Below are 26,858 nucleotides of genomic sequence, written 5' to 3'. Positions count from 1 at the left end.
GTGTGGTGCCGGGGTGAGGAGCCGGCTGGTTGTCTTGCGCTGGACCGGTGGGGTCAGTGGCTCAACGGGAGCGGACAGCCTCTCGTCGTAGCCGCGGGGGACGCCCAAAAGCTGGTTGCGCGTGGCGTTCTTCTGCCTCCGCGACTTCTGCGGACATATCCGTTCTCTCGCCATCTGTCGGCGCCTGAGGGGATCCTCACGTACGGTGCAAATGGTGGTCAAGAAGGCGTCACCGCTCTTTGCCGGTTGGGAACGGTGTTCGTATTGCGTGTTCTAAGACCGTGTCCTATGTGGTGAGGCGGACGAGGCGCTTGTAGCAGCAAAGGGCGGCGGCGAGTCCGAGAAAGGCCAGGTAGTTGTGGGAATGGCGCTCGTAGCGGGGGCTGAGTCTGCGGTAGCCGGACAGCCAAGACATCGTGCGCTCGATCACCCACCTCCGGCGCCCTAAGCGTTCGCTGGATTCGATGCCTTTGCGGGCGATGCGCACTCCGATCCGCTTGCCGCGCAGCCATTTCCGCAGATCGGCGCGGTCATACGCCTTGTCGGCGTGAAGGCGCTGGGGCTTGAGGTACCGGCCTCGGTGGGGGTCGTGTCTCGTTTGGTGACCCGCCACCATGGGCTTCAGCCCTTCGCTGTCGTGGGTGTTGCCGGCCGAGATGCCGACGAGGAGGGGCAGCCCGTTCGCGTCCGACAGGATGTGCATCTTGGAGCCCGGCTTGCCCCGGTCCACGGGGCTCGGACCTGTGTGTTCACCCCCTTTTTAGCCCTGACATGGGCGGTGTCGAGGACAACGCGGGTGACGTCGATCAGGCCGGTGTCGTCGAGGCGGTGCAGCACGGCTTCGTGCAGGCGGCCCCAGACGCCGGCTCTCGACCAGATCAGGAACCGGCGGTGGGCGGTCGACTTCGATATGCCGAAGCAGGGCGGAAGTTGGCGCCAGGCGCAGCCGCTGACCAGGACGTAGACGATGGCCGCGAACAGCGTCTCATCAGGCGTGTCCTGCGTTCCGCCGCCCTGCGGCCGCACTCTCGACGGAGGGATCAGCGGCTTCGCGATCTCCCACAGTCCGTCCGGAACAATCCAACTCCACGTACCCCGCCCCATACCGAAGCCAACGACCGCCTCACCACATAGGACACGGTCTAAGACCTTGTTTCACGTGGTGGGTGGGTGGTGGCCGATGAGGGCTGCGGTTATGTCGGCGAAGGCTAGAAAGTGTTCCGGCATGCGTCCGTAGCGTCGGCGGAGGCATCGGCAGCCGCTCAGCCAGGAAACCTTCTTCTTGGTCACTCGGCAGTGACGACCGGGTCGTTGTGAGGGTTCGACGTCGGAGGCGGTCCGTTGTGGTCGGTGATCGGATGCATCCCTCGCCCGCCCGAGCCCGGCCGCCGCCCTGCGGGCGGGCGCCTCACCGCCGTGGGCGGTGCTACTCGACGGAACAACGCCCACACCTCATCCGGTACCAACCGCTCAACCGGGCAGAGCCGTCATGCACCGCTCAGCGAGTGAACCAGCCATCGGGGACGACGCCTTGATGAGGGGCGGACCGAGCGGCGTGCGGCTCAGCATGGTGCTCGGGCCGCACGTGCTGCCATCGGTCGCGCCTTGTCGGGCCGGACGACGAGCGAGGTCGCGGCCGTTGTGGTGTCCTCCCTGCGACGCCGCGACGGCCCGCACCCTGATTGTCCGGAAAAGGCTCCCGGCGTACCGAACCTGCCACGGGCATTGCGCATCTTCAGGTGCGTAGGCGCGCACTGACCTCGCGTGCCGATTCTTCTTCGAGTGGGGAACCCCGAAATGAAGAGCAAGCTCACCGCCGCTGCCGTTGCGGCCGTCGTCGTCGCCGGCACTGTCGCTACCGCCATCCCGGCCTCGGCCGCTCCGGCCAAGGCCGAGCCCACCCGCTGCCACACCGCCGACCTGAAGGCCGGCTTCGCCACGGGGGAGGACGCGAGACCGGAGATGGAGCAGACCGACAAGCAGACCCAGGCGTACATCTGGTTCACCAACCAGAGCAAGCGCACCTGCACCCTGTCCGGCTTCGCCGGTGTCGACATGATCGGCGCTCAGGGGACCGACGGCACCTGGTCGCTGGCGCGCTCCGCCACCAAGCCCGACAAGATGGTCCTGGAGCCGGGGGTCACGGTGGACTTCAGCATCACCCTTCTCCCGGTGGCCAAGTCCACGCCGCAGAAGGAGAAGTTCGTTCCGGCGACGTTCCTGGTCACACCGCCGAACGAGACGGATCACTTCACCCTGAAGTGGCCCTTCGGCGGCCAGATCCTCAAGCAGGACGGCGCCACCCACCCGGCCACCTACCTCAACCCGGTCGGGCGGTAACCGACCGGACAGCATCTGAGCCTCCCTTCAGCGTCGCTGGTGGCCACCGCAGGACTCCCGGAACGAGGTGAAGCCTCCGGGTGGCGCGGTGGCCACCTCTGATACGTGGCATGTCCGGCCTTCTCGCGCCGGTCTCGTTGGCGCTGGTCATGGACATCCCTCCCCGTGGGTCCCTCCTTGGTGGGGCCCACCCTCCTGCGCGAAGCCCGGCTCCCGTATCGGGGGCATCGGCCTTTGTGGGCGTCGGGACGACGACGTGACGGGGGGCTTTCAGTCTCACTGGTGAGGGCGGACGAGGCCCCGCAGGCAGCCCCGGCCAGAGCTTCGCGAAGATCGCTTCCTCCCACCGCACGGGTCGAACGACGGGCTCCCCGCAGACGCTGCTCTCGCTGCACCATGCGGACCCCTGACGCCGCCCAGAAGTCGCATAGGGGGCAATTTCAGCCAGCCGCGCTCGCTGAGCCGCCGGTGTTTGTGGCGTGCAATCGCCCCACGCCACCCTCGGACCCCGGCAGTCACTCCCGTACCGGCACTCGGTCCACGGTCGCGAACGCCTGCTGATCGAGCTGCGCTTCGAGCAGGAAATGCCCCAGGCCCAGGTCATCAGAGTGATCGGGCGGGCCAAAGTGCACGGTCGCGTGATCCGTCTCGGCCGTGAGGCGTCACGCGGCCTGCTCGTCCGCCGCGGCGTCACCTTCCAGTACACCAAGACTGCGGTGGCGTAACGCCAGCGCCCGCCACCGCGACGTCCTGGCCGCCGAGCGCAACGAACGTGCCCGCGTCCGCAGCGAGAAAGGCATCCGCTGGAGAGGCCGACCGCTTCCGGCAGCGGCTTGATCAGACAGGGACTTCAAAGATGGTTTCGAGGCCGTCTTCCTCGTCCCATTGCTCTCCGACCTCCACAAAGCCGAACCCGGAAATCGTAGCCAGGGACGCGGTGTTGTCAGGACTGATCGTCACCCGCACGGTCCTGACTCCAGGTTCGGCAACAGACCGACGTACCAACTCGGTCAGCATCGCCCTGGCGTAGCCCTGACGACGGTGGGCGGGGGCCACGGAGTAACCGAGCTCCACCATGCCTGCCTCATCCGGCGGCCCGTGGAAGCCGGCATACCCGACGACGGCACCTTCCGGCTCGGCCACCACGGCATGCGTGAGCCACCCCGCGCAACCCGGATCCGAGGTGAGCTGATTGACCCGGTACTGCCACACCCACTTCGCCCTGTCGGTGACGAAGTACTCGGTCAGAGCGACACCTGCTTCGGCACTGGCTCGAGTCAGATCGTCGTTCAGCAAGGCGGTCATGGCCGCGCTCGACAGCGCAACGAATCGTACGGACTTCGGGCTGGTGGGGACGGGGCTCCGGCGCTCGGCTTTGTCTGTCACAGCGCGGATCGTCGTGGAGGGTCCAGGACGTTGTCCACCAGTTTTTCGCGGTGGCCCATACATGCTTCGACCAGCTGGAGGCCCCTAAGGGAGACCTCAGCCGACGAGAACCGGTGCTTCCGGCGCCGGGAGCGGCCGGGTACGCAATGCCCACCGGGTGAGCGGCCGGGCGGCGAGGCCGCAGAGCGCGAGGACGACGCCCAGTACCACCCAGCCGGGCTTGCCCCACTGGAGGCAGAGTGCGGTGAGCACGACCGGAGCCGCCGCACGCACCACGCCATCGGCCAGGTTGAAGGCTCCCTGGTACTGCCCCTGGGCGTGTTCCGGGGCCAGCGCGAAGCTGATTTCGAATGCCCCCGCGGCCAGGCCGAGTTCGCCCGATGACAGCAGGAGCACGCCGACGAGCAGCAGGGTCGCGGCGACGGGGGCGGAAACCCCTGAGGCGAGGGCGAGCACGACACAGCCGGCGAGCGACAGAAATCCCGCTCCACGGAGCGCGGTGGAAGCGGGCAACGGGCCTTTCACCCACCGGGTTGCCCTGACCTGGAACAGCACGACCACTGCCATGTTCGTCACCAGCAGTGCGGAAAGCCACCACCGGGGCGCCGTGGTGTGTGACACCAGCCAGAGCGGCAGGACCAGGGACACCACGTCGTACTGGAACGCGATGACCCCGCACAACAGCGACAGGGCGAGGTACGGTCTGTCCCGCATGGCCTCCATGCGCCGCGCGCCCGGCGGGCGTGGCACCGGCTCCACGGACGGGATCTTGAGCAGCAGTCCTGCCGCCGCGAGGAAACTCAGCCCGTTCGCCAGGATCAGAAGCGTGTAGCCCGTCGTCGAGTCGAGTTGGAGCGCGACGCCGGCCGCGGCGGCGCCGATGCCCATCCCGAGGTTGGTGACCGCTCGGAGATGACTGCGGATGCGGGTACGTTCTCCGGGCTCGCTGATCCGTGCGATCAGGGCGCCGCCGACCGCTTGGGCGCCGCGTTGGCCGATGGCGGCGACGGTGACCAGCGTGAGAAAGACGGCGAAGGAGTGCGTCATCGGGAACAGGAACATCGCCGTCGCCTGGACACCTTGGGTGGCGACGTACAGTCCCCGGGGCCCGACGCGATCGGCAACGGCACCGAGGGGGAGGCCCGACAGGATGCCGACGACTGTCGCGATGGCCAGGCCGGTGCTCACACCCGCGACACTCAGCCCGACAACGCGGGTGAAGAACAGCATGCTGCCGGCAAGATAGAGGCCGCTGCCGACGGTGGTGACGAAACTGGCGATCGTCAGGAAACGTACCGGGCCCCGGAACATATCGATCGTCATATGCGACTCTGCCGGGTGCCGTTGGTGTCCTGGTGGTACACGTGCTGTCCTTCGCATCGGGTTCGGATACCTGCTTTTCCGGGGACGTCCCGGGGCCTCACTGTGGTTCTGGCCGGCGTTTCTCGCGGCCGGACCCGGAACCGGGGCCCTTTCCCGGCGGAGAGCTGACGCCGAGCCAGGAGGCCGCAAGGCCTTCTCCGGTTGCGCCTGCTCCGGTGATCTACTGGTGCGCCCGTCGGGCCTTGGCGCACTTGGCGAGCCACAACGGATGCCGGGTCGGTAGGAGCGGTGGGGCTGCCGCAGAGGCCGTACGAGGACTGTCCGCGTCCCGCGCCCTCGCGCGGTGCCGACACCATGGGTTCTTCCCTCACGAGCCGCTAGCAGCGGGCCAGTTGCTCGCGCATGGCCGACAGACACTCGGCCCGGTAGGCCTCCAGGCCGGGCGCCGCCGCCCGTTTCCTGCGGGTGAACTCATCGCTGTTCACCCAGGTGACGATCAGATCCGCCAGGGACCGAATGCCGTCGTACCGTGCCGTCATCCCCTCGATATGGCTGCTCAACGGATAGAAGGCCGGCATGAGCGAGGGAAGTCCGAACCGGACCATGTCATTGATGTTGCCCGTGACACAGGTCTGGCCGCGGGTCTCGATGATGCCGTTACGGGTGAGGTACTCGGAGACCGGAAGAATGAGGAAGTCAGCCTCTGCCAGCGTCCGGTCGAACTCCTCTTGCGCCACGTAACCCGGGTGATCTCGCAGTTCGACCGAGGGCACGACCGTCTTCCTCGCCGCTTCTACGGCAGCCTTGGTCTCCTCGGTGGAGTGCTCTCCGAGAAATTCGACTCGCAGTCGCTTCGTCAGGCGTGGGGCGGCGATTTCCAGTGCGGACAGAACCTCGGCGTGGTCCCTGCCGGAATACATTCTCCCCGGGATACAGCACCGCACCTCGTCCCTCACGAACTCCGTGGGCGGATGCTGCGGATAGGCGATGTTGATTGCGTGCGTCCGCAGAGGGTCACCGGATTTCCTGAGCCGGAGATCCGGGAGAAGGACACCCGTCGCGCCGTCGAGAACGAGCTTCGCGATGGCAGCGCTCGGCCGATTGTCGTCCGACGAGTTGAACGTATTGAGATTGTGCACCAGGCAGTGCCAGGTGGCTGACGTCGCGCTCGCATCGGAGAGCGAGCCGCACAGGGAATCGACCGGGGTGATGATGAACAGGTGATCCTGTGAGCCGATCGAGGACTTGCAGTTTTCCAGGAATTCCGCGTACGGCAGACCCGGGGGACACACCTGCCACTCGACCGCCGCGTATGCGGCGGCCTCCGAGGATTCGGCGCAGAACGGGTTGGTGTAGACGGTAGGGCTCGCCCCGACATCGATGGCTTGCCTTATGAGACTGTCGAGGACCTCGCTGTGTGCGCTGAGCTCGATCAGGCCGATCTTCATCGAGTTTTCTCCGTCGGTGGTGAGCGCCCTGCGGGGTCAGGACCTTCGAGAGGAACTGACCCCGTGGTACAGGCCCGGGAAACATGGAACGCCTGCCCGTCGTGCCGCGGGCCGGGCCGGAATTTTGGCGGTGCTCACGCCGACGGAGGATTGTCCTCCAGAAGGATCCCTTCCTCGACCAGCAGCCGTAGCAGGGGGGCGATGTCTTCGGCCGGGTCGAATCCGGGGGCCCAGCCGATGGCTTCCCCGAGGGTGAACGACTCGTGGCGGAAAAGATTGTCGATGAGTTCTGCGGGAGCGCCGTCGAGCGTGATCTTCCTCGTGCCGAACTGGATACGGTGCTGTTCGGCCTCGGCATCGTAGTCAACCTTGACGGGGTTGAACTGTGCTTGCCGCAGACGTGTGTCGGGCTTCGTGGAGAGGGGGTGGAACCCGGACTGGCTCGGGAGGCTGACCTCGCGGTGACGGCTGTCCTGGGTGGTCAGATGATTGGCGAGGTACGCCTCCACCAACTGCTCGTCGTCGGCCAGCGTGGCGAGCCTGCCCATCAGGCCGCGGACATGGTCGGCGAGCTGGGCCGTGTCACCTCCGATGACGGGCGGGAGATTGCGCCGCCATTCCTCCTCGTCCATCAGCTCGTCCGCGAGCCACTTCAGCCAGTAGACGCCGGTGCGGCACGTCACGCCCAGCGTCAGGTGCAACGAGGGTTCGTCGCCGGCTACCGCGTAGTGCCAGTGGCCCCGTGGAATGTAGAGCACGTCCCCCGGATGGAGTTCGGTCTCGATGTACGGGAGCCCCTTGGGTTCGCCTGTGTCGACGGAGACGTTGTTGTATTTGTCGAGCGGGTATTTGTACGTCTCCTCGGAGACGACCCATCGCTTCGTCCCCTCGATCTGCAGGATGAAGACCTCATGGTCGTCGTGGTGCTGGTCGAACCCCTGCTGCTCAGGCCAGGAGCAGTACATGTTGACCTGACTCCGGTGGCCGATCGCACGCTCGATCGCCGTCGCCAGTTCAGCGATCGCGGGCAGCCGCCTCTGCAACTGATTGATGATGAGGGTGTAGCCGTCCTGGCAGTGCCTGATCCACTCTTCCGGTGTCTCGGGCTGATTGGAGATCTTTCTGCCTATCGCCGCCAGGCGGATTTCTTCGCCGAACCGGAGACGGTGGAAATTGAGAAGATGGTTGAGCTGATCCCAAGAGAAGAGCGAACGGAATCGGTCCCGGTCCTGCCCGCGTAAGACGACGCCCCGGGTTGTCCAGTTTTCGCGGAGAAATTGATCGAGGGTCATCGGGTCAAGCAGGGATTCGAGATCGAACACGCCAATCCTCACGGTTAAGGGGAGTGCCCGGTGACTCCAGGAGCCACCGGGCGGGTCAGGACAGTGACTTGACCCCTGCTCTTACACGTCCTTCTGGTCGACTTCGAGGTTCGGCACGCTCTTGACCTGGGCCGTCTTCACCGTCTCCACGGAGAATCCGATCCGCTTCGGCTGACGGGCCGCGTGAGACTCGCTCTTGGGTGCTGCGGAAACCTTGGCCATCGATGACTCCTCGAGTAGGGAACTTGCCCTTTCATTCCTACTACTTGTTGTTCATAACTGTGAGAAAACGTGTGAAAGATCACGAGCGATACATCGAGCCATAGTTTCCACGACACTTGCTAAACGTTGATGATTGTGCGCCGTGAGGGGCGGGTTACCGATCGTTTCAGGATGCGGTGCGGGATGAAGGGTCGTCTCTGCGTCGCCCTTCGAGAGCGTGAGATTTGGCTGCAATTCCTGCGAGCAGGTTTCTTCGTCTGCTAGTGGGCCCACTGGGGTAGGTGGCGCCGGCTTACTGCCGTGCGGGCCGTTTCAGTCGGCGGGAACACTTCGCTCTCGGAGGGCCCCCGCACCAACTGCCGGCACGGGCGCAGCCGCCGCGGGCCCCGCACCCCCAACGCCTACCTGCTCCTGGCCACCCATACCTGTCGGCACTCCGACTCACCGCTCCCGGGCTACGTTCGCCGTCGGAGCGGATGGATGTGCGGGGCGAAATCGCGGGCCCTCGCGATCCCATGCTCGCGATCGGCATACCCATCGGCCCCTTCATCTAGGGCTCGTCCGGCGGATCATGGGCCGAGCCAGGGCCGGACCGAGGCGAGGGCCGGCCAGTGCCCTCATTGTGTTGACCGCCCCCGGCAGGCAGTGCTGGAGTCGGCGCGTGGACAGCATCCCCGCCAACCGGCGGCTCTGGAACCAGATCAGCAGCGCCTACCAGCACAAGCACGACCCGCGAATCGGCGCCACACCCCGGCTGTGGGGCATGTACTCCATCCCCGACGAGCACCTGCACGCCCTGGGCGACGTCACCGGCAAGCGTGTCCTCGAACTCGGCTGCGGAGCCGGCCAGTGGTCCAGGGCGCTCGCCGCCGAGGGCGCCACCGTGGTCGGGCTCGACCTGTCCGAAGCCCAACTCGCCGCAGCGGCCCGCGCGATGGGAGCGGACCGCTACCCGCTGGTGCAAGGCGCCGCCGAACAACTCCCCTTCGCCGCCGACAGCTTCGACCTGGTGTTCTGCGACTTCGGTGGGCTCAGCTGGGCGCCCCCGCACCTGGCCGTCCCGCAGGCCGCACGCGTCTTGGGCCGAGGCGGGCGCCTGGTGTTCAACGTCGCCAGCCCATGGTTCGAAGCTTGCTACGACGAAGCCGCCAGCCGCGTGACCACGACGCTGCAGCAGGACTACTTCGGGCTGAACACCATCGCCGAAGGCGACGGCGCGACCAGCTATCAGCTCACCTACGGCGACTGGGTCAAGGTTCTGCGCGGCGCGGGTCTCATCATCGACGACCTCATCGAGCCGCGGCCCGAACTCGGAACACCCAACGGCTATAACGAAACCGACCCACCCGACTGGGCACACCGCTGGCCAGCGGAACTGCTCTGGGTCACCCACAAACCGTAAGTTCCGCCGCGCCGAGACGTGAAGGCATCCCCTCTCCGGACACGCCTAGGCCGCTACGCCTGGCTCTTCGGGTTCTCCTTGGGCTGCCGCCGGCCTCACCCTGACCGCCTGCTCCGGCTCGGAGGCCGCCGACGCGAAGTCCGCGGGCCACACGAACGCGAACTCGGCCGCCGCCGAGTCCACCGCCTCGGGCTGGTCCGGCCTGCAGAGCACCGGCGCCAAGGCGGGCATCGCGAGCAAGCAGTCGGGCAGCGCGCACGTCACCAACGCTGGCAAGGCGGCTTCCCCGGTGCGCACCCAGCGCCTGGCGGACGGCGTCAGCAAGGCCGAGATCTCCCAGCTCGGCGACCAGCACTACCGCGCCAAGATCGTGGCCCGCGGTTCGGTCCTGGCCACGCTGGAGACCAACGGGCACGACGACGGGCTCGACGCCAACGACATGTTCGTCACGCTCACGATGGACGGCCAGGTCCACTCCTGGATGGGCGGCGGACACCAGGGACCGGGCACCTTCAAGCTCGCGGGCGGCTGGACCGCGAAGGTCACGAAGGCCGGCGAACTCCGGTACCGCGCGCAGATCATCGGCCACGACGGCGTAGCCGCCACGCTGGAGACGAAGGGGCACGACGTCGGCCTCGACGCCAACGGCATGTACATCGTGCTCAGCGCCGGCGGCGTGCTCAGCGCCCACGCGTCATTGTCTGTCCGGCTGCGCGGTGGCTCCACCGCGCAGGGAGGGAAGCGTCCGAGTGGCCCTGACGCCCTCCTGGGAGTTGTCTCCCAAAGTCACGCCCCCGTCAGCCGTGCCGCGCGTGGCACTGGCCCTCCTGCCGCCGTGGTCATCGAGCTTTCTCCAGCCTCAGCTGGCGTAGGCCAGGTGCAGGGTGAGGGTGGCTTGGACGAGGGTGGTGATGCCGTTGGCGGAGCATCGCAGCTTGCGCAGAGTCGCCATGACTTGAGGGTGGCCATGGCCCGCTCGACGAGCGCGCGGAGCGTGGGGTGTGAGCGGTTGACGGCTTGCCGGCCTGCGGAGAGCGTCACCCAGCGGCCCCAATACGGTAGGCGGATGGTGCCGCCGGCGCCCCGGTAGCCCTTGTCCGCGAAGCACGGCACGCGAGCTTCCACGCGGGCGTCCAAGATGCCGTGCGTCCGTGCAGCCTTGTGGTTGGTGACCATGGGGGTGGCCCTCACGTCGCCTGAGCCGGGCCGGGCCGGGATGCGGTGCCGGCGGCGTTGCGGATACGCAGGCAGGGCCTCAGGTGGAGGCGGGGGTATCGGAGAGCGCGGTGCGCAGCGCGAAGACGCCGAGCAAGCCGCCTGCCGTGAACCGTTGGGCGGTCATGACGCGGGGCCGGGCGGCCAGAAATCCGGACACCCGTGCTGCGCCCAGCATGATCAGAGCGTTCACAGTGACCCCCACGATGATCTGTACAGCGCCGAGCTGGAGCAGTTGCTCCGAGGCCGGACCCGCCTGAGGGTCCAGGAACTGGGGCAGTAGGGCGGCGTACAGCAGAGCGATCTTAGGGTTGAGCAGGTTGGTCAGCAGTCCCATCGAGAACAGTCGGGCATCGGAGACCGGAGGCAGGTCCCGGTCCGGGGCGAAGGGCGAACGCCCGCCCGGCTTGAGCATGCCCCACGCGAGGTAGGCCAGATAGGCGGCCCCGGCAAGCTTGACCACCGTGTAAGCCAACGGCACGGCGGTGAACAGCGCGGAGAGGCCCGCAGCCGCGGCCAACAGGTAGCACACGAAGCCCACGGCGGTCCCACTGAGGCTGACCAGGCCCGCCCTGGGGCCTTGGATGATCGCGCGGGATGCGAGGTGGATCATGTTCGGTCCCGGAGTCAGGGCCATGCCCAGTTCGACCAGAGCCACTCCTCCCACTGCGGCTGGAGTGATCACCGGTCAACCTCCTGGTCGTTCATCGGGTACCTGGTACCCCGGAGTGGGGAGGCGCCCGGCTGCAACGGACGACTGCGTGCATGAGCAGCGCCTGCCTCGCCCACCGCAGGATACGGCCTGCCGCGCGGTACCTCCATGCTCGCCATTCGGCTTCCGTAAGGGGCCACTGGGAAACGCTGGACCCGGTGCCGCGGAGGGCCGATGCGTCGCGGCCTGAGCGGCGGGCGCGGCGGGTGCGGAGGCCCGCGGAGGCCCGCGGCGAGGACGTTGCCACCCGGTGCGCCGAAGAGAGCCATCATCTCTACGCCCCCCGTCGCCGTGACCCCTCGCGGTGAGTAGCCTGTCGCGCCGTCGGCCATGCTCCGTCAGTCTCCGGGCGTGCGCAGGCATGGCCGGCCACGCCGCCCGAGTGTCGCGAGAGGCCACCCCGGTACTGGTGCACTGGCCGACGAGGTCCGCCTCAAGCTTTGCCCCGAGGCCCGAGGCCCGAGGCCTCGACAGACCGACTGGTGTGAGGCCACCGCCTCCGCCTGGAACCTGATACCGATCCGACTATGTGGCCGCACCACCATCACCTCGCGCTGAAGGCGCTGCCACCCAGATCGGCGAGCAACCCGCCGATGTGTCGTGCGACCTCATCGCCGACCGGCCCGACGGCGCCGAGCCCGTAGCCGGAGGGGCCGTACAGGGCCGGATGCGGGAGTGTCTCCTGCGGGGCGGCCTCGGGCCAGGGAGGACGGGGCCGCCGATGACCTTGCCGGGGTTGCGGCTTCCCATGGGGGCGGGGCGTTCCTCAGGGGCGCGGCGCATGGCACGCCGTCGGGGGAGGGCTCGGCATGCCGGCAGCCTCGCTCGATGGAGCCGGTGCCGTACTCGCCGGAGTGCGACCGCGCCTTCTTTGGGCTTTGAGTGCTTGTTACGCGGGGTGCTCAGCGTGTTCTCGTAACGGTGCGGCCCGCGGTGCGCGACCATACGGACGCCGACCCAGGATCGATCATCGGCGTCGTGCATGAGGTGGGTTCTCGTCGGCCGGTGGCCCGCGTCGACTGCCGCGGGTCCGGTCAGAGGTTCCCAGCCGGCGGGCGCCATGGCGCGCTGCGAGCGCGGGTCGCAGTGTTCGACACCACGAAACAAACCAACGTCAAGAGCAAGCAGCCAGCCGAAGGAAACACCGAGACAGGAAGAAGGACGGACGTGTCCGGCAGCGAAAGCGAGAACCCGGTAATCCCCTCCCCGGCCCCCACGCCGACTCGGCCCAGGACGAACCGGGACTGGTGGCCGAATCAGCTGGACCTTCAGATTCTCCATCAGCACTCGTCCCGGTCCAATCCGATGGACGAGGACTTCACCTACGCCGAAGAGTTCTCGACCCTCGACGTCGACGCGCTGAAGCACGACGTATTCGAGGTGATGAAGACGTCGCAGGACTGGTGGCCTGCCGACTACGGCCACTACGGGCCGCTCTTCATCCGGATGAGCTGGCACGCCGCGGGAACGTACCGCATCGCCGACGGCCGGGGTGGTGGCGGGGCCGGCGCTCAGCGCTTTGCCCCCCTCAACAGCTGGCCGGACAACGCGAGCCTCGACAAGGCGCGCCGTTTGCTCTGGCCGGTCAAGCAGAAGTACGGCCGGAAAATCTCCTGGGCCGACCTTCTGGTCTTCGCCGGCAACTGTGCCATGGAGTCGATGGGGTTCAAGACGCTCGGGTTCGGCTTCGGGCGGGAGGACATCTGGGAACCCGAGGAAATCTTCTGGGGCCCCGAGGACACCTGGCTCGGAGACGAGCGTTACACCGGCGACAGGGAACTCACCGGCCCGTTCGGTGCCGTGCAGATGGGGCTGATCTACGTCAATCCGGAGGGGCCCAACGGCAACCCGGATCCGATGGCTGCCGCCAGGGACATCCGCGAGACCTTCGGGCGGATGGCGATGAACGACGAGGAGACGGTGGCGCTCATCGTCGGCGGACACACGTTCGGCAAGTGCCATGGTGCCGTCGATCCCTCGTACATCGGCCCGGAGCCCGAGGCGGGCTCCCTCGAACAGCAGGGCCTCGGCTGGAGCAACACGTACGGCAGCGGCAAGGGCGCCGACGCGCTCACCAGTGGGCTGGAGGGCGCATGGACCTCCGAGCCGACGAAGTGGGACAACGGGTTCCTGGACCATCTGTTCCGGTACGACTGGGAGCTGACGACGAGCCCGGCCGGTGCGAAGCAGTGGACTCCCAAGGATTCCGCGGCCCAGGGCACCGTGCCGGATGCCCATGACCCGTCGAAGCGGCACGCTCCCATGATGCTGACGACGGACCTCGGGCTGAAGGTCGACCCGGTCTACGGACCGATCGCGAAGAGCTTCCACGAGAACCCGGACAAGCTCGCGGTGGCGTTCGCCAAGGCGTGGTACAAGCTGCTGCACCGCGACATGGGCCCCGTCTCGCGCTACCTCGGCCCGTGGATTCCCGAGCCGCAGCTGTGGCAGGACCCCGTCCCCGCGGTCGATCACGAACTGGTCGCGGAGGACGACATCGCTGCCCTCAAGGAGAGGATCCTCGCCTCGGGACTGTCCGTCTCCCAGCTGGTGACCACCGCCTGGGCGTCGGCGGGAAGCTTCCGCGGCACCGACAAGCGTGGCGGGGCCAACGGGGCACGGATCCGCCTCGCGCCGCAAAAGGACTGGGAGGTCAACGACCGGCCCGAGGTGGCCGAGGTGCTGCAGACCCTCGAAGGGATCCGGCAGGACTTCAACGGCTCGCAGCACGGCGGAAGGAAGGTGTCCCTCGCCGACCTGGTCGTCCTGGGCGGATGCGCGGCCGTCGAGCAGGCCGCGAAGAACGCGGGGCACGACATCACCGTCCCGTTCGCACCCGGGCGCACGGACGCCTCGCAGGAGCAGACCGACGTGGAGTCGTTCGCCGTGCTCGAACCCCGGGCAGATGGATTCCGCAACTACCTGCGGGCGGGGGAGAAGCTGTCACCGGAGACGCTCCTGCTGGACCGCGCCAGCCTGTTGACGCTGACCGCTCCCGAGATGACGGTGCTGATGGGCGGTATGCGCGCCCTGAACACCGGCTACGCAGGATGCCCCCACGGCGTCTTCACGCACCGGCCGGAGACACTGACCAACGACTTCTTCATCAACCTGCTCGACATGGGTACGGAGTGGAAGACGTCGGCATCGGCGGAGAACGTCTTCGAAGGCCGGGATCGCGCCACGGGCGAGGTCAAGTGGACCGCCACCGCGGTCGACCTCATCTTCGGTTCGCACTCCCAGCTCCGAGCCGTCTCGGAGGTCTACGCGTCCCAGGACGCGGGGGAGAAGTTCGTGCGTGACTTCGTGGCGGCCTGGGACAAGGTGATGAACCTCGACCGGTTCGACCTCGCCTGAGCCCGATGTCCCGGTCGGCCACACATCGGCCGACCGGGACATCCTCCGGACGGTCGGGGCGGCGGCGAGCGGTCCATGAGGGCACCCTCCGCGACCACTGGCCAGGGCTTCGGAGCAGTCGTGTGATGTGCGTTTCGTGATCACGTGAGTCCGAGTAGGACGGCGTGGGTCGTGCGCGTTGCGGCGGACGCGCAGCGCGCACCTGAACGAGCTGCCTGCCCTCCCTCGACGAACAGCGCTGTGGGCAGGTCGGACAACGCCGGGATCCGCACCTAACCGAGTGCCGGAGGGGGCTCGGCTGGACGGCGTCCCCAGGCCGAGATCAGCGGCGCGAGTGTCAGGTCGAGTTCGCCCGCGTGGATGGCGGCCAGGTGCGCGTCGATCTCGGCATCGTCGGCCAGGCCGGCCGCGAGCAGCTCGCCGCGCACGTGCCGGATGGTCGCCGCCTCCAGCCGGTCGCAGGCCGGACCGCCGACCGGGAAAGAGCCCCGCGCGGCGACATCTACCAAGCCGGCCTCACGCAAGGCCCGCGGCAGTGTCCGGCCGTAGCGCAGGTCCGCGCCGCGGCGTCTCAGCAGCTCCCGGACCGCGTCGCGCAGCCGGTTGGCCCGCCGCTGCGCAGGGCCGCTGTCGTCCAGGCATGCCAGTGGCTGCAGAGCGGTATCGGCGTCCTCGATCAGCAGCCAGCCGCCGGGCCGTAGCGCTGCCGCCATCGTGGCCAACGCCCGGGCCCGGTCGGGCACATGGACCAGCACGAGCCGGGCGTGCACCAGATCGAACGTCCCCGGCTCCGGGGGCGGATCAGCGGCGACGTCGTGCCGGCGCACCTCGTACCCGTCGCCTGCCTTCAGCCACGACGGGTCGATGTCCGTGGTCAGCACGTGCCCGGTCGGACCGACGGCCGCCGCGAGCGCCTCCGGGATACTGGGGCCACCGGCCCCCACTTCCCAGCAGCGCGAGCCGGCCCTGACCCCCAGTCGATCGAAGTGCCCGCGCGTCACACCGTCGAACAGCTCGGCCAGCCAGACGAATCGCTCGCCCGCCTCGGCGCGCGCGTTGTCCAGCAGGTAACCGCGGGCGGGAGTGGACTCTCCACCGAGCGCGGTAGTGCCGTCTGTCGGATCCGGTCGGCCACCGACGTGCGGCGGGCGGGGCGAGGAGGTCATGACTACATGGTCGACCTTCCCGGGCCACCAGCGCCACGACGACGGGGGAGGGATGCCTCACACAGCCAGGACCTCATGAACCGGACACCACTCGACTACGCCGAAGCCCTGACCACTCGGCCACCACGGCGCGACCGAAGAGAACGAGAGTCGCGGTGCCGTTCATGGAGCCTTCCCAGGACTTCATCAAGGCGGGCTCGACCGAGATCTGGGAGTACATCAACCCCAACCACGGCGCCCACCCGATGCACGTCCACCTCGTCAACTTCCAGGTGTTGAACAGGCAGCCGATCGACGCGGCCGGCTACCAGGAGGATTACGAAAAGTGGATCAGCGGTGGCCGCAGACCGGAGGACAAGCCGGTGTTGGCGCACTATTTCACCGGCCCGCCGATTCCGCCGGACCCGGACGAGGCCCAGTCCTACAAGGACACCGTCAAGTCGTATCCGGAGACGGTGGCCAGGATCATCACGGGCGAATTCAGCCCGCCGACGGATCCGATCGCGTCGCTTCCGAACCGGCGCCGTGCTCCCGGCGACATACGTCCACCACTGCCACCTTCTCGAACACGAGGACGACGTCCTGATGCGTCCGTGGACGATCGTCGGCCACGGCGACCACGGCGGTGGCCACGGTGCCGGTCACGACCACGGCCACTGACGGGATCGCCGACCCGCCTGCGCCGGTCCGCGCCCAGGGGGCCCGGACCGGCACTGACGCCGCCGGCCGGGAGGCGGGCGGCGTCCGCGGGGACCTCTACGACACGGGGCGTGAGCGCCTGGGCCTGCCGCCGCTGTCCGTGGACGCCGACTCATCCGCGCTCCACCGGCCGGATCTCACCGGTTCCCCCTTCCCGGGGTACGCACCGTCCGGTCGTCATGGAGATCGCTGAACAGCTGCCTCGCCCGCGCCCTGTCCCAGAGCACGGCGCTGCCCTTGGAGGTGGGAAAGCCGAGCCGGGCCACAGGGACGTTGACCTGCTTGCCGTGCCCGCCGGTGACCCCGCGGATCGCCTGGAACATCGAGGCGATGTCCAGCAGGCCGGTGTCCCGGTCGACGAGGAGCGTGTCCAGTCCGGCGTCGAGGGCCGAGTACACCGCGAACGGGTTGATCAGCGTCCCCGGCGCCGCGGCCCGGTGGGCGAGGGCCGAGAGGAACCGCTGCTGGTTACGGGTGCGGCCCAGGTCGCCGTGGGCCTCTTGGTGGCGCTGGCGGACGAAGGCGAGCGCCGCCCGGCCATCGAGGGTATGGCAGCCCTTCCGGAAATCGGCGCCCGACTTCTCGTCCTTGAGGTTGCGGTCGAGGCACATCGGGACACCGCCGACCGCGTCGACGAGATTGACGAAGCCCGCGAAGCCGACCTCCACGTAGTGGTCGATCGTCAGGCCGGTGTTGTGCTCGATCGTGTTCACGAGCATCTTGGGGCCCCCGAGCGCGAACGCGGCATTCAGCTTGTTCTTGGCCGCGCCGTGACGCTTGCCGGTCATGGGGCTCGTGTAGGCGGGGATGGTCAGCCACGAGTCGCGCGGCAGGCTCACCATCGAGGTGCCGCCGGCGCCGGTGTGCAGCAGGATCATCGAGTCCGTACGCCGGCCGCCGGCCGATCCGGTGTGCAGCTCCTGTTTCTCCCGGTCGGTGAGACCATCGCGGCTGTCGGACCCGACGAGGAGGTAGTTGGTGCCCTGTCCGGTCGGGTGGCGCCGCCCCGGCGTGCCGAGATCGACCGTGTTGTTGAGGTCGCCGTCGGCCCAGGCATATGTGCCTGCGAGGAGGGCCACCAGTCCGGCGAGCAGCGCCAGGGCCGTCCGCCGCAGCGGCCGCTTGCGCCGGGCCCGGTGGGCCGGGCGCCTTTGGACGTGGCCGAAGACGCTGTCGGCTGTGCCGGGTTCCGTTCCGCTGTCGGCCGCGCCCGGGTCCGTACGGCCACCGACGGCAGCCGGTTCCGCACTGCCGCCTCCCGGGGCGGCTCGGGTGCCGGTGTCCCGGGGTGCGGACGACAGGACGTGCTGCCGGTCCCCGGTCGTCCTGAGGTCCTCTCCGAACACGGAGAAAGCGTCGGGGTCGTCCGGTCCTTCCGCGGAGGTGCCGCCGGCGCGGGGGCCCAGCGTGCTGCTCATGTGCTCACTCTCCTCGGTCACTTCGACGACAGGCTGCTGGGGGACGGCACGGGGCTCTTGAGCAGTTGCTGGTTGGCGGTGCCGGAACGGTGCATGCGGTGCCACCTCAGGCGGGTGCCGAGCAGTGCGGTGGTCACGGACTGGATGACCACGAGGTACAGCATCTGCCGGTAGACGAACAGTTGGAGCGGCAGGGCCCACAGCACACGGAGCCGTTCGTGGTCCAGCCGCAGCGCATACCCCGCGGTGACCATCTGAGCGGCGAGAAAGGCGAGCCAGACCCCGAGGCCCTGCGGAGTGTCGCCGAAGCACAGCCCGTACAGGGCGTAGACATCGACGACCGGCGCGAACAGCGGAAGGACGATCTGGAAAAGGGCGAGATACGTCAGACCGCGGCGGCCGAAGCGCCCGGCCGGCCCGACTTCGACCACCGCGTGACGGTGCTTCCACATCGACTGCAGCGTTCCGTAGCACCAGCGGTAGCGCTGCCGCCACAACTGCTCGAAGGTGTCGGGCACTTCGGTCCAGGCGATGGCCCGCTCCTCGTAGACCACGCGCCGGCCCATTCGCCACAACGCCATGGTGAGGTCGGTGTCCTCGGCGAGCGTGTCGTCACTGATGCCGCCGATGGCCGTCAGTGCGTCCTTGCGGAAGGCGCCGATGGCGCCGGGCACCGTCGGCATGCACTCCAGCACCTCGAACATCCGCCGGTCCAGGTTGAACCCGAGGACGTATTCGAGGTGCTGCCACCTGCCGAGCAGCCGACGCCGGTTGCCCACCTTGGTGTTGCCGCTGACCGCACCGACCGTCGGGTCGGCGAGGGGCTGGACGAGGTGGTGGAGGGCATCCGGTTCGAAGACCGTGTCCGCGTCGACCATGACGATGATCTCGCTACGCGCGTAGCTCAGGCCCGTGGTGAGCGCCCTGGGTTTACCGGAGTTGGGCTGCTGCACCACGGTCACCCGCGGGTCGGTGATGTCCCGGGCGATCTGCACGGTCCGGTCCGTCGAGCCGTCGTCGATGACGATGATCTGCAGGTCCCGGTAGGTGGAGGCGAGGAGCGAGCGCACCGTGGCCTCGATGCCCGCCTCTTCGTTGTACGCGGGCACCAGCACCGTCACCGGCTCGGTCACCTCGTGCGGCCAGGGCGAACCGGACCGGTGCCGGCGTCGCGCATGGACGCGGGCGAGGCACGCGAGCAGCACCAGCCGGAGCATGCCCAGTCCGCCCGCGATGCCCAGCGCCCAGGTCATGAACTGCGTGAAGGTGTGCCCTACGGATTGTGTCCAGATCAGCGCCCGGCCCTGGATCCGCTGCGGCAGAGAGGCCGGCGTGGTGAGCGGGGACCGGCCGAGCCCTTCGGTGACGGTGGTGAACCGTCCCACCTCCGGATCGGCCAGCAGCTTCGCCGCCTCCTGGTAGCCCAGAGAGGTGTGGCTGTACTGCCGTACCACGCCCTGCGGTGGCTTACGGGAGTGGCCGGTGGCGGCGACCAGCAAGTAGCCCTGGTCGGAGGCGCGTTGCGCGGCCGACCATTCGGCGCCGCACATCGTGTCGGCAGTGGTGGTGTGCGGCAGCCGCAACAGCCGGGTGTTGACCGCCGCGGCTCCCGCGAGGGCGGACTGGGTGAGGGACAACTCCAAGTGGGAGCGGAGGCGCGAGGCGCTGCCCAAGTCGCCGCCGGTGTACGTGTACGAGCCGATCTCATGGCCCTCGTCGTGGATCCTTCGCACCAGGTCCGGATGGCGTGCGGCCTGGGCTCCGTAGAGGAAGAAGGTCGCATGTGCGTGGTGTGCCCGAAGCAGGTCGAGCAGCCGTGGTGTCCATACGGGGTCGGGTCCCCCGTCGAAGGTGAGCGCGGCGGTACGGTGCGGCATCCGCGCGGTCTCGGTGCCGTCGCCGGTGACGCGCAGCACCGGATCGCCGTTGTCCGCGGATCTCGGTATGGGGGCGGTACAGGCAAACCGCTTCCGCGCTCCGTCGACCTCATGGGTCGTCCAGCCTTCGAAGAGCAGCGAGATGCCGATGATGGGGAGGATCAGCAGCAGGAGGAACCAGTGTCGGTATGGGGGGTGACGCAGCGCGTGCCGCCCCTGCCCTGTCAAGGCCACGTGGAGCCCTTTCCGTAGAAGATGCAAGCCGTGCGCGAGGCGATCGCCCGCGCCGGCACACAGGGGTGCCAAGCGCGGGCGAACAGCGACTCGAGGGCCGGAGAGGCTTCACACCCAGTGGGCGGGCCTGTCCGGTCCGGCTTTTCTCACGGGGCAGGGGTGGGGTCGGCGGGCGTGGGGGCCCGGGGGATGTGGTGGCTCACGGGCACAGTTGACCCGTGGGCTCCGGACGGCGCCGGTCGACGGTGGCCGCCCGGACTGCCGGGGTGATGGTGTCCGGCGCGCTCCGGGAGCGGATTGGCCCTTCCCTGCGCCGGCTTTGTGCCGGGTTGCAGGAGACCGCCGAACACGATGGCGAGAAGTACGAGATAACCGGTACACATGCACCCAACGGTCAACGCTGCCCGTCCTACGAAGCGTCGACGCCTGCCTGAGGTGTCGACGAATACGGGACGATTACGCTGCTTACCGGGGCGAATGCTGTGGGGGGTAGCGGTTCGCATGGAGCGTGAGTGTAGCCATATATACGCAAAGGAGAAGAGCGAGTTCGGCCAGTGCTTTGCCGGTGCGTTCCCTGTCCGGTGGCGGAGGCGAAGTCGGCACAGCAAGGATCTTACTCCTACCCCGTCATTGCCCTCTCATTCGTCAACATCCCTATTCGCGACCGCCAGTGGTTCACTTAAGGCCTGATCACCTCCTCGACCCCGTTCCCGCAGCCCCTGACCACCGACTCGTACTGTGAAGTAACTCACGCCTCCGATGGCGGCTTCGGACAATTGCTCAGCTCATTGGCGATACGGTGCGTTTTTGGGGCAAGTGGCCAGGGGCGGGGAGCGGTGGGCGCATTCCCGCTCCGGCGATGGCGTACGCGCCGTCGGGCGGCAGTCGCAGCGAGTGGGAACAGGGGGGCTGCCTCGTCCCGGTCGTGGCCGAATGTTGCGGCGTACCCCCGGTTGTGGTCGGTCGACCACCTTCCGGCCGCGGTACAACGGGTTCCTGGTGGCTCACGGTTGCGATCGCGTGCGACCGCGCGCCCTTCCGTGTTCCGTCCGTGCCCCGCCGAGATTGCCGCGGTGTTACCCGACTCCCTTGCGTCTATTCCTTCGGCGCAACCGTCAGCGGATTCTCGTCGTTTCCGCTGACGCATTTTCTGAGTGATGTCCTGAGGGTGTCTCTTCTGCCAGCCGTACGCTCGAATGCCATGCGTCATGTGCGGAATCAATTTCCATCAACCGCTGTTGGTGGTTTTCTGCTCGCCGTAAGAAGGAAATCTCCTGAGCTGAAATCACTCGTCGGTGCGGACCCGGATCGCGTGGCTGCTGCGGATGCTGCACCGAGCGAAGCGCGCGCCGTGTTTTCTTGCTGTGCCGAGGGCGCGCGGAACTCGTGCGAGGTCGGACGGGTGCACTGGGGCGGCACGGTGGCCAAGGGGGCGAGGGCGAGCCGCGCCTTGGGCGTGTAGGCCTCCTGGACAGCCCTGGCTTCTCCGGCGGTGCCGAACGGAATGATGGCGACCGGCGCAAGCCCGCGCAGTGGCAATCCGTCCGACGCGCCATGCCGGGCCTTTTTGGCGCGCGCGGCGGAGTGCGGCGCCGCTGATGCGGTACAGGTATTGACCGAGGTCAACGGAACCAGGGCCGCCAGGTCGACGCCCAACGACTAATAGTCATCCAGGAGTTGAAAGCACTGCGTGAAGAGGGGTGGCAATGCTGCGCAAGCCCCGTAGCGTCCCCCGCAGAATGCCCAGTGTCGAGAGGGTGAACTGACGGTGAACTGGGGGTCGGTGGACTGCGTGACATCCAAGCAGCGGATGGGGGCCGCTGTTGCTGGGCGACAAAGGCGATCAGAAGCGCCACGGCGAGGAGCCCGAACCCTGAATCCCGAACTGCGGGCGGCGCACACCGTTGTGTCCGCCGGGCCGGGGCGGGCTGTATACGACGCGCCCGGGCCGGCGGCCGACGGCGGTCGACCGCGCCTCACGCCCCGGGGGCGCCCGCGCGCAGGCCGTCCATGACGAGGTCCAGGAGTCGTTCGGCGCGGGACTGCCAGTCTCCGTGGGGGTCGAGCTGCCAGAGACCGGCGATGGCGAGTACGAAATCGTCGGGGGTCACGCCGGGGCGGATGGTGCCGGCCTCCTCGTTCGCCTGCAGCAGGAGGGTGACGGCCGAGGTGACGGGGCCGTGGCCGAGGCCGGCCAGGGCATTCTGCTTGCTGGTCGCCCTGCGCATCGCGTCGGCCAGGCCGGCCTTGGCCATGGCGTACTGGGCGAGGCGGTCCATCCACTCCCGAAGGGCCTGGTCGGGGGTACGGGTCTCCAGCAACTGGGCCGCGGTGTCGGCGACCTGCTGGACCTCGTAGCGGTAGACCTCCAGGACCAGCGACTCGCGGTTCGGGAAGTGGCGGTAGAAGGTGCCCTGGCCGACGCAGGCCTTCTTCGCGATCGCGCTCAGGGGGGCGTCGGCCGCATTGGTGAGCTCCTCCAGTGCCACTTCGAGGATGCGTTCGCGATTCCGTTGCGCGTCCGAGCGCAGTGGCGCGTCCTTCTTCTGCTGCACTCGTCCTCCTTCCGGAAAAACGCTGATGGCCGGTCTTGCTAACCGGACAGCTGTCCGGTAAATTCTCGGGGTAGTGGACAGTTGTCCGCTTAGGTCCACCATAGCGGCAGATCCGGCCGAGGGGGCGACCGGTGGCCACCATGACCTGCATGTCGTCCAGCGCCTGCGCCGTCGGCGCCCGAGCTGACGCCGTTCTCCACCACGCCGTTTCCTGGCCTATCCGTCATCCGTCTTCCGAGCTGTCTCCGGGAGCGTCTCGTCCGACACTCTCGCTCTCGTGTGACAGGGACCGTTCGACTTCCGGGTCGACCACGTCGGCATCCGGGCCCGCGGCCCGACGCCCGCCGCGCCTCACACACGCGAAAGAAGGCTGTACATGGCCCTATCGACGTCCAGCGCCATCACCTTGAACATCAACGGCGAGAAGCACACGCTGCCCGTCGATCACCGCACCACTCTGCTCGACGCACTGCGCGAGCATCTCGACCTGACGGGCACCAAGAAGGGCTGTGACCACGGCCAGTGCGGGGCTTGTACGGTGCTGCTCGACGGGCGCCGGGCCGTCGCCTGCCTGCAGCTCGCGGTGGCCGCCGAGGGGCGCGTGATCACCACCATCGAGGGCGTGGCGGAGGGCGAGCGGCTGCATCCGGTGCAGCAGGCCTTCCTCGACCTGGACGGCTACCAGTGCGGCTACTGCACACCGGGCCAGATCTGCTCGGCGATCGCGGTGATCGAGGAGCATGCGGCGGGCTGGCCGAGTGCCGTGACCGCCGACGTACGGCCCGAGGCGGGGGTGCCCCCGCTCACCGCCGACGAGATCAGGGAGCGGATGAGCGGCAACCTCTGCCGCTGCGGCGCCTATGTGTCGATCGTGCAGGCGATCGCGCGGGCGGCGGAGGCCGAGGCGACGCCGTCGCCTCCCGCGCCGCGGCGCGAAAGCGATCTGGACGACGCTGCCGGCACGGACGACGCGGAGATCACGGTATGAGGGAATTCGGTTATCAGCGCGTCTTCGACGTCCCCGGGGCGGTCGCCCTGCTCGGCTCCGACCCCGACGCGCGCTGTCTCGGCGGCGGCACCAATCTCGTCGACCTGATGAAGGCCGGGGTGGAACGCCCCGCGCTGCTCGTCGACGTACGGGAGCTCCCCCTCGACCGGATCGAGGCGAGGGACGGCGGCGGTCTGCGGATCGGCGCGACCGTCACCAACAGCGAGCTCGCGGCCCACCCCGAAGTACGCCGCCATTACCCGGCGTTGGCGCAGGCCGTCCTGTCCGGCGCCTCGGGGCAGCTGCGCAATATGGCCACGGTGGGCGGCAATCTCCTGCAGCGCACCCGCTGCGGCTACTTCACCGACGCGACCAAGCCGTGCAACAAACGGGACCCCGGCAGCGGCTGTCCCGCGGTCGAGGGCGAACACCACAACCATGCGATCCTCGGCGCCTCCGAGCACTGCGTAGCCGTCCACCCGTCGGACATGGGGGTGGCGCTCACCGCCTTCGACGCCGTCGTCCAGTACGAAACGGCGGACGGCCCGGGAGAGCTGCCGCTCGCGGAGTTCTATCTTCCGGTCGGGGAGACCCCGCATCTGGAGACGGCGCTGCCGTCCGGTGCCCTGATCACCGGCATCACCCTGCCGCCGGCCCCGGTCGCCGCCGTCTCCCGCTACCGCAAGGTGCGCGAGCGCGCGTCGTATGCGTTCGCGATCGGTTCGATCGCCGCCGCCCTCGATGTCCAGGACGGCGTCGTCCGTGAAGTCCGTCTCGCCTTCGGGGCGGTGGCCTCCCGGCCGTGGCGGGCGAGGGAAGCCGAGCGGGTGCTGACCGGAGGACCGGCGAGCGCCGAGGCCTTCGCCGCCGCCGCGGATGCCGAACTCTCAGCCGCCGAGACGCTGCCCCACAACGGATGCAAGGTGACGCTGATGCGCAACCTCGTCGTGGCCGTGTTGACCGAACTCGCCGAGGAGGCCGCCCGATGACCACGACCACGGAGACCGGGCCCCTGACGAGGGCCTCCGGCACCGCCCACACCCGCCTGGAGGGCCGGGACAAGGTCACCGGCGCGGCGCGTTACGCGGGGGAGGTTCCCTTCGCCGAACTCGCCCATGGATGGCTGGTGTTGTCCACGATCGCCCGGGGCCGTATCCGCTCCGTGGAGTCCGACCCCGTACTGGCCATGCCCGGCGTCCTCGCTGTCCTGCACCACGGCAACGCCCCGCGGGTCAACGGGGACTACACGAGCGGTTTCGGCGTGGCGGACCCGATCCTCCAGGTCTTCCAGCACGACCGGGTGCCGCACGTCGGCTGGCCGGTGGCACTGGTCGTCGCCGAAACTTCAGAGCAGGCCAGGGAGGCCGCCGAAACGCTCGTCGTCCGGTACGACGAGGAACAGCACGACGTCGCGTTCTTCGCGGGCCGCCCGGGGATGTACACACCCGGTGGTTCCCTCGGCGCGCCGACGGAGACGGAGAAGGGCGACCTGGAGAGCGAACTCGCCGGGTCCTCCGTGCTCGTCGACGCGGAGTACACCACCCCTGAGGAACACCACAGCCCGTTGGAGCCGCACGCGGCGATGGCGCGCTGGGACAGCGGCCGGCTCGAAGTCGTCGACTCCAACCAGGGCAGCAAATTCGTGGCGGACGAGCTCGCGAAGCTCTTCTCGCTCGACCCCACCTCGGTACGGGTGCGGTCCGAGCACGTCGGCGGCGCCTTCGGGTCCAAGGCGACCCGCCCGCCCGCGGTGCTCGCCGCCATGGCGGCGACCGTTCTCCACCGCCCGGTCCGGGTCGTACTGACCCGCCGCCAGATGTTCTCCGTCGTGGGCTATCGAAGCCCCACCGTGCAGCGGATCAGGCTCGGCGCCGACGCGGACGGACGGCTGCGTGCCTTCGACCATCAGGCGGAGTGCCTCACCTCGACCATTCATGAATTCGTCGAGCGGAGCGCCCATCTCGGGCGGGCGATGTACGACGCGGACGCGCACCACACGGTCGACCGGGTCGTCCCGCTCGATGTGCCGACACCGAGCTGGATGCGCGCGCCGGGCAAGGCGCCGGGGTCGTTCGCCCTGGAGTCCGCGCTCGACGAACTCGCCGAGAAGTGCGGCATGGATCCGATCGCGCTGCGGGCGCGCAACGAGCCGGAGGTGGGACCGTTCTCCGGCCTGCCGTTCAGCAGCCGCAATGTACTCGCCTGCTTCGAGAAGGGCGCCGCACGCTTCGGCTGGGCGGACCGGGACCCGCGTCCCGGCCTTCGCCGCGAAGGGCGCTGGCTGCTCGGAACCGGCACGGCCGCGTCCACCTTCCCCTCGGCGGCCGCCCCGTCCACGGCGGCCGTGACGGCCGAGGCGGACGGCACGTTCACCGTGCGGATCACCGCGGCGGACGTCGGGACCGGCGCGCGCACCGCCCTGGCCCTGATCGCCGCGGACGCGCTGGAGGTGGAACCGGCACGCATCCGGATGAAGATCGCGGACAGCGATTTCGGCCCGGCGATGGTCGCCGGCGGCTCCATGGGCACCCGCTCCTGGGCCTGGGCGATCACGGCCGCGGTGCGCGAACTGAAGGAACAGCTCGCGCTGGGCGGGGTCGTCCCGCCGCAGGGCATCACGGCACGGGCGGACACCGGCGAGGCCATCGGCGCGCTGGCGAAGAAGGAACGGCACTCCTACGGCGCGCAGTTCGCCGAAGTCGCGGTGGATGTCACCAGCGGTGAGGTCCGCGTACGACGGATGCTCGGGATCTTCGCCGCGGGCCGGATCATCAACCCGCTGACCGCACGCAGCCAGTTCATCGGCGGAATGATCTGGGGCCTCTCCATGGCGCTGCACGAGGAGGCGGTCCGGGACCCGGCGTCGGGCGGCCATGTCGGCGCCGACCTCGCGGGCTACCACTTCGCGGCGAACGCCGATGTACCGCTCATCGAAGCGGACTGGGTCGACGACCCGGACGAGGACGACCCGGTCGGGATCAAGGGCATCGGGGAGATCGGCATCGTGGGAGCCGCGGCAGCCGTCGCCAACGCGGTCTGGCATGCGACCGGGGTGCGGCACCGGACCCTGCCGATCCGTCCGGACCGTGTCCTGCTGGCGGGGACCGGGGACGGCGGCACCGGCTGAGTCCGAGGACGTCCCGGCTCGCCTCCCGTCCCGCCGCGCGACGAGCCTTCGCCCACGGCCTGCACAC

The 26,858-nt window shown here is 68.6% G+C and carries 20 protein-coding genes and 4 pseudogenes; 10 read left to right on the top strand and 14 right to left on the bottom strand.

Translation table 11 applies throughout. From position 1 onward, the window contains the following. Positions 1-286: 286 nt before the first annotated feature. Positions 287-1,104, bottom strand: a protein-coding gene (locus Scani_RS13125; RefSeq protein ID WP_159474189.1) for an IS5 family transposase whose coding sequence is annotated in 2 segments (ribosomal slippage) — positions 287-762 and positions 762-1,104 — 819 coding nt in all. Because the reading frame shifts where the segments join, the coding sequence is not laid out codon by codon here. 693 nt (positions 1,105-1,797) lie between these two features. Here Scani_RS13125 and Scani_RS13120 point away from each other — a divergent pair. The 3 genes and pseudogenes from Scani_RS13120 to Scani_RS40855 all read left to right on the top strand — a co-directional run. After that, the gene (locus tag Scani_RS13120; RefSeq protein WP_159474187.1) at positions 1,798-2,340 is read left to right on the top strand and encodes a DUF4232 domain-containing protein; all 543 of its coding nucleotides are present in this window, start codon (positions 1,798-1,800) and stop codon (positions 2,338-2,340) included. A 479-nt stretch (positions 2,341-2,819) separates the two neighbouring features. Continuing rightward, positions 2,820-3,065 carry a hypothetical protein gene (locus Scani_RS13115; protein ID WP_159474185.1) on the top strand — a complete coding sequence of 82 codons (246 nt, stop codon included), beginning with the start codon at positions 2,820-2,822 and terminating at the stop codon, positions 3,063-3,065. Continuing rightward, a pseudogene (locus Scani_RS40855) lies at positions 3,052-3,177 on the top strand (IS630 family transposase); the annotation flags it as partial. The gene Scani_RS13115 and the pseudogene Scani_RS40855, both read left to right, overlap by 14 nt. On the opposite strand, the gene Scani_RS13110 reads toward Scani_RS40855, so the two are convergent. The 5 genes from Scani_RS13110 to Scani_RS13090 form a co-directional block, all read right to left on the bottom strand. Continuing rightward, positions 3,178-3,645 carry a GNAT family N-acetyltransferase gene (locus tag Scani_RS13110; RefSeq protein ID WP_159475880.1) on the bottom strand — a complete coding sequence of 156 codons (468 nt, stop codon included), beginning with the start codon at positions 3,643-3,645 and terminating at the stop codon, positions 3,178-3,180. 177 nt (positions 3,646-3,822) lie between these two features. Next, on the bottom strand, positions 3,823-5,049 hold the full coding sequence (locus Scani_RS13105) for an MFS transporter (RefSeq protein WP_159474183.1): 1,227 nt from the start codon (positions 5,047-5,049) through the stop codon (positions 3,823-3,825). Between the two features lie 377 nt (positions 5,050-5,426). Continuing rightward, complete coding sequence (locus tag Scani_RS13100) at positions 5,427-6,497, bottom strand: hypothetical protein (RefSeq protein WP_159474181.1); 1,071 nt, start codon at positions 6,495-6,497, stop codon at positions 5,427-5,429. 134 nt (positions 6,498-6,631) lie between these two features. Beyond that, positions 6,632-7,819 carry a cupin domain-containing protein gene (locus tag Scani_RS13095; RefSeq protein ID WP_159474178.1) on the bottom strand — a complete coding sequence of 396 codons (1,188 nt, stop codon included), beginning with the start codon at positions 7,817-7,819 and terminating at the stop codon, positions 6,632-6,634. A gap of 81 nt (positions 7,820-7,900) precedes the next feature. Next, positions 7,901-8,041 (bottom strand): hypothetical protein, encoded by a 141-nt coding sequence (locus tag Scani_RS13090; protein ID WP_159474175.1) that lies wholly within the window; start codon positions 8,039-8,041, stop codon positions 7,901-7,903. Positions 8,042-8,702: 661 nt separating this feature from the next. Between Scani_RS13090 and Scani_RS13085 the strand changes: the two genes are divergently transcribed. After that, complete coding sequence (locus Scani_RS13085) at positions 8,703-9,443, top strand: class I SAM-dependent methyltransferase (protein WP_159474173.1); 741 nt, start codon at positions 8,703-8,705, stop codon at positions 9,441-9,443. 82 nt (positions 9,444-9,525) lie between these two features. After that, a pseudogene (locus tag Scani_RS42115) lies at positions 9,526-10,134 on the top strand (hypothetical protein); the annotation flags it as partial. A 168-nt stretch (positions 10,135-10,302) separates the two neighbouring features. On the opposite strand, the pseudogene Scani_RS13075 reads toward Scani_RS42115, so the two are convergent. Next, positions 10,303-10,658 (bottom strand): annotated as a pseudogene (locus Scani_RS13075) (transposase family protein); the annotation flags it as partial. 40 nt (positions 10,659-10,698) lie between these two features. Beyond that, positions 10,699-11,343: a LysE family translocator gene (locus Scani_RS13070; RefSeq protein WP_159474170.1), complete on the bottom strand. Its 645-nt coding sequence runs from the start codon at positions 11,341-11,343 to the stop codon at positions 10,699-10,701. Between the two features lie 1,194 nt (positions 11,344-12,537). On the opposite strand from Scani_RS13070, the gene katG reads away from it, so the two are divergent. Beyond that, positions 12,538-14,727 (top strand): catalase/peroxidase HPI, encoded by a 2,190-nt coding sequence (gene katG, locus Scani_RS13065; protein WP_159474168.1) that lies wholly within the window; start codon positions 12,538-12,540, stop codon positions 14,725-14,727. Positions 14,728-14,999: 272 nt separating this feature from the next. On the opposite strand, the gene Scani_RS13060 is transcribed toward katG, so the two are convergent. Further along, positions 15,000-15,893 carry a methyltransferase domain-containing protein gene (locus Scani_RS13060; RefSeq protein WP_159474166.1) on the bottom strand — a complete coding sequence of 298 codons (894 nt, stop codon included), beginning with the start codon at positions 15,891-15,893 and terminating at the stop codon, positions 15,000-15,002. Positions 15,894-16,057: 164 nt separating this feature from the next. Between Scani_RS13060 and Scani_RS42110 the strand changes: the two are divergent. Further along, a pseudogene (locus tag Scani_RS42110) lies at positions 16,058-16,141 on the top strand (hypothetical protein); the annotation flags it as partial. Between the two features lie 232 nt (positions 16,142-16,373). Here the strand turns inward: Scani_RS42110 and Scani_RS40845 are convergent. The 5 genes from Scani_RS40845 to Scani_RS13035 form a co-directional block, all read right to left on the bottom strand. Next, positions 16,374-16,550 (bottom strand): hypothetical protein, encoded by a 177-nt coding sequence (locus Scani_RS40845; RefSeq protein ID WP_246295744.1) that lies wholly within the window; start codon positions 16,548-16,550, stop codon positions 16,374-16,376. Positions 16,551-16,729: 179 nt separating this feature from the next. Then, a complete protein-coding gene (locus tag Scani_RS13050) occupies positions 16,730-18,010 on the bottom strand; it encodes an LCP family protein (protein ID WP_159474164.1) in 1,281 nt (426 codons plus the stop codon). A gap of 17 nt (positions 18,011-18,027) precedes the next feature. Then, positions 18,028-20,121, bottom strand: a complete 2,094-nt coding sequence (locus Scani_RS13045; protein WP_159474161.1) for a bifunctional polysaccharide deacetylase/glycosyltransferase family 2 protein — start codon at positions 20,119-20,121, stop codon at positions 18,028-18,030. Positions 20,122-21,339: 1,218 nt separating this feature from the next. After that, positions 21,340-21,777, bottom strand: coding sequence for a hypothetical protein (locus Scani_RS13040; RefSeq protein ID WP_159474158.1), 438 nt, complete (start codon positions 21,775-21,777; stop codon positions 21,340-21,342). Positions 21,778-22,097: 320 nt separating this feature from the next. Next, on the bottom strand, positions 22,098-22,676 hold the full coding sequence (locus tag Scani_RS13035) for a TetR/AcrR family transcriptional regulator (protein ID WP_174872671.1): 579 nt from the start codon (positions 22,674-22,676) through the stop codon (positions 22,098-22,100). A 376-nt stretch (positions 22,677-23,052) separates the two neighbouring features. On the opposite strand from Scani_RS13035, the gene Scani_RS13030 reads away from it, so the two are divergent. From Scani_RS13030 to Scani_RS13020, 3 genes are read left to right on the top strand one after another with little or no spacing between them, the layout of a single operon-like run. Beyond that, positions 23,053-23,664: a 2Fe-2S iron-sulfur cluster-binding protein gene (locus tag Scani_RS13030; RefSeq protein WP_246295743.1), complete on the top strand. Its 612-nt coding sequence runs from the start codon at positions 23,053-23,055 to the stop codon at positions 23,662-23,664. Beyond that, positions 23,661-24,653, top strand: a complete 993-nt coding sequence (locus Scani_RS13025) for an FAD binding domain-containing protein (RefSeq protein WP_159474152.1) — start codon at positions 23,661-23,663, stop codon at positions 24,651-24,653. The genes Scani_RS13030 and Scani_RS13025 overlap by 4 nt, the downstream gene beginning before the upstream one ends. Further along, positions 24,650-26,791: a xanthine dehydrogenase family protein molybdopterin-binding subunit gene (locus tag Scani_RS13020; RefSeq protein ID WP_159474149.1), complete on the top strand. Its 2,142-nt coding sequence runs from the start codon at positions 24,650-24,652 to the stop codon at positions 26,789-26,791. Before Scani_RS13025 ends, Scani_RS13020 begins: the two co-directional genes overlap by 4 nt. Positions 26,792-26,858 lie beyond the last annotated feature (67 nt).

Source organism: Streptomyces caniferus (assembly GCF_009811555.1).
Taxonomy (GTDB): Bacteria; Actinomycetota; Actinomycetes; order Streptomycetales; family Streptomycetaceae; genus Streptomyces; species Streptomyces caniferus.
Note: the sequence above shows the minus strand (reverse complement) of the source record. Positions and strands in the feature narration are given on the sequence as shown.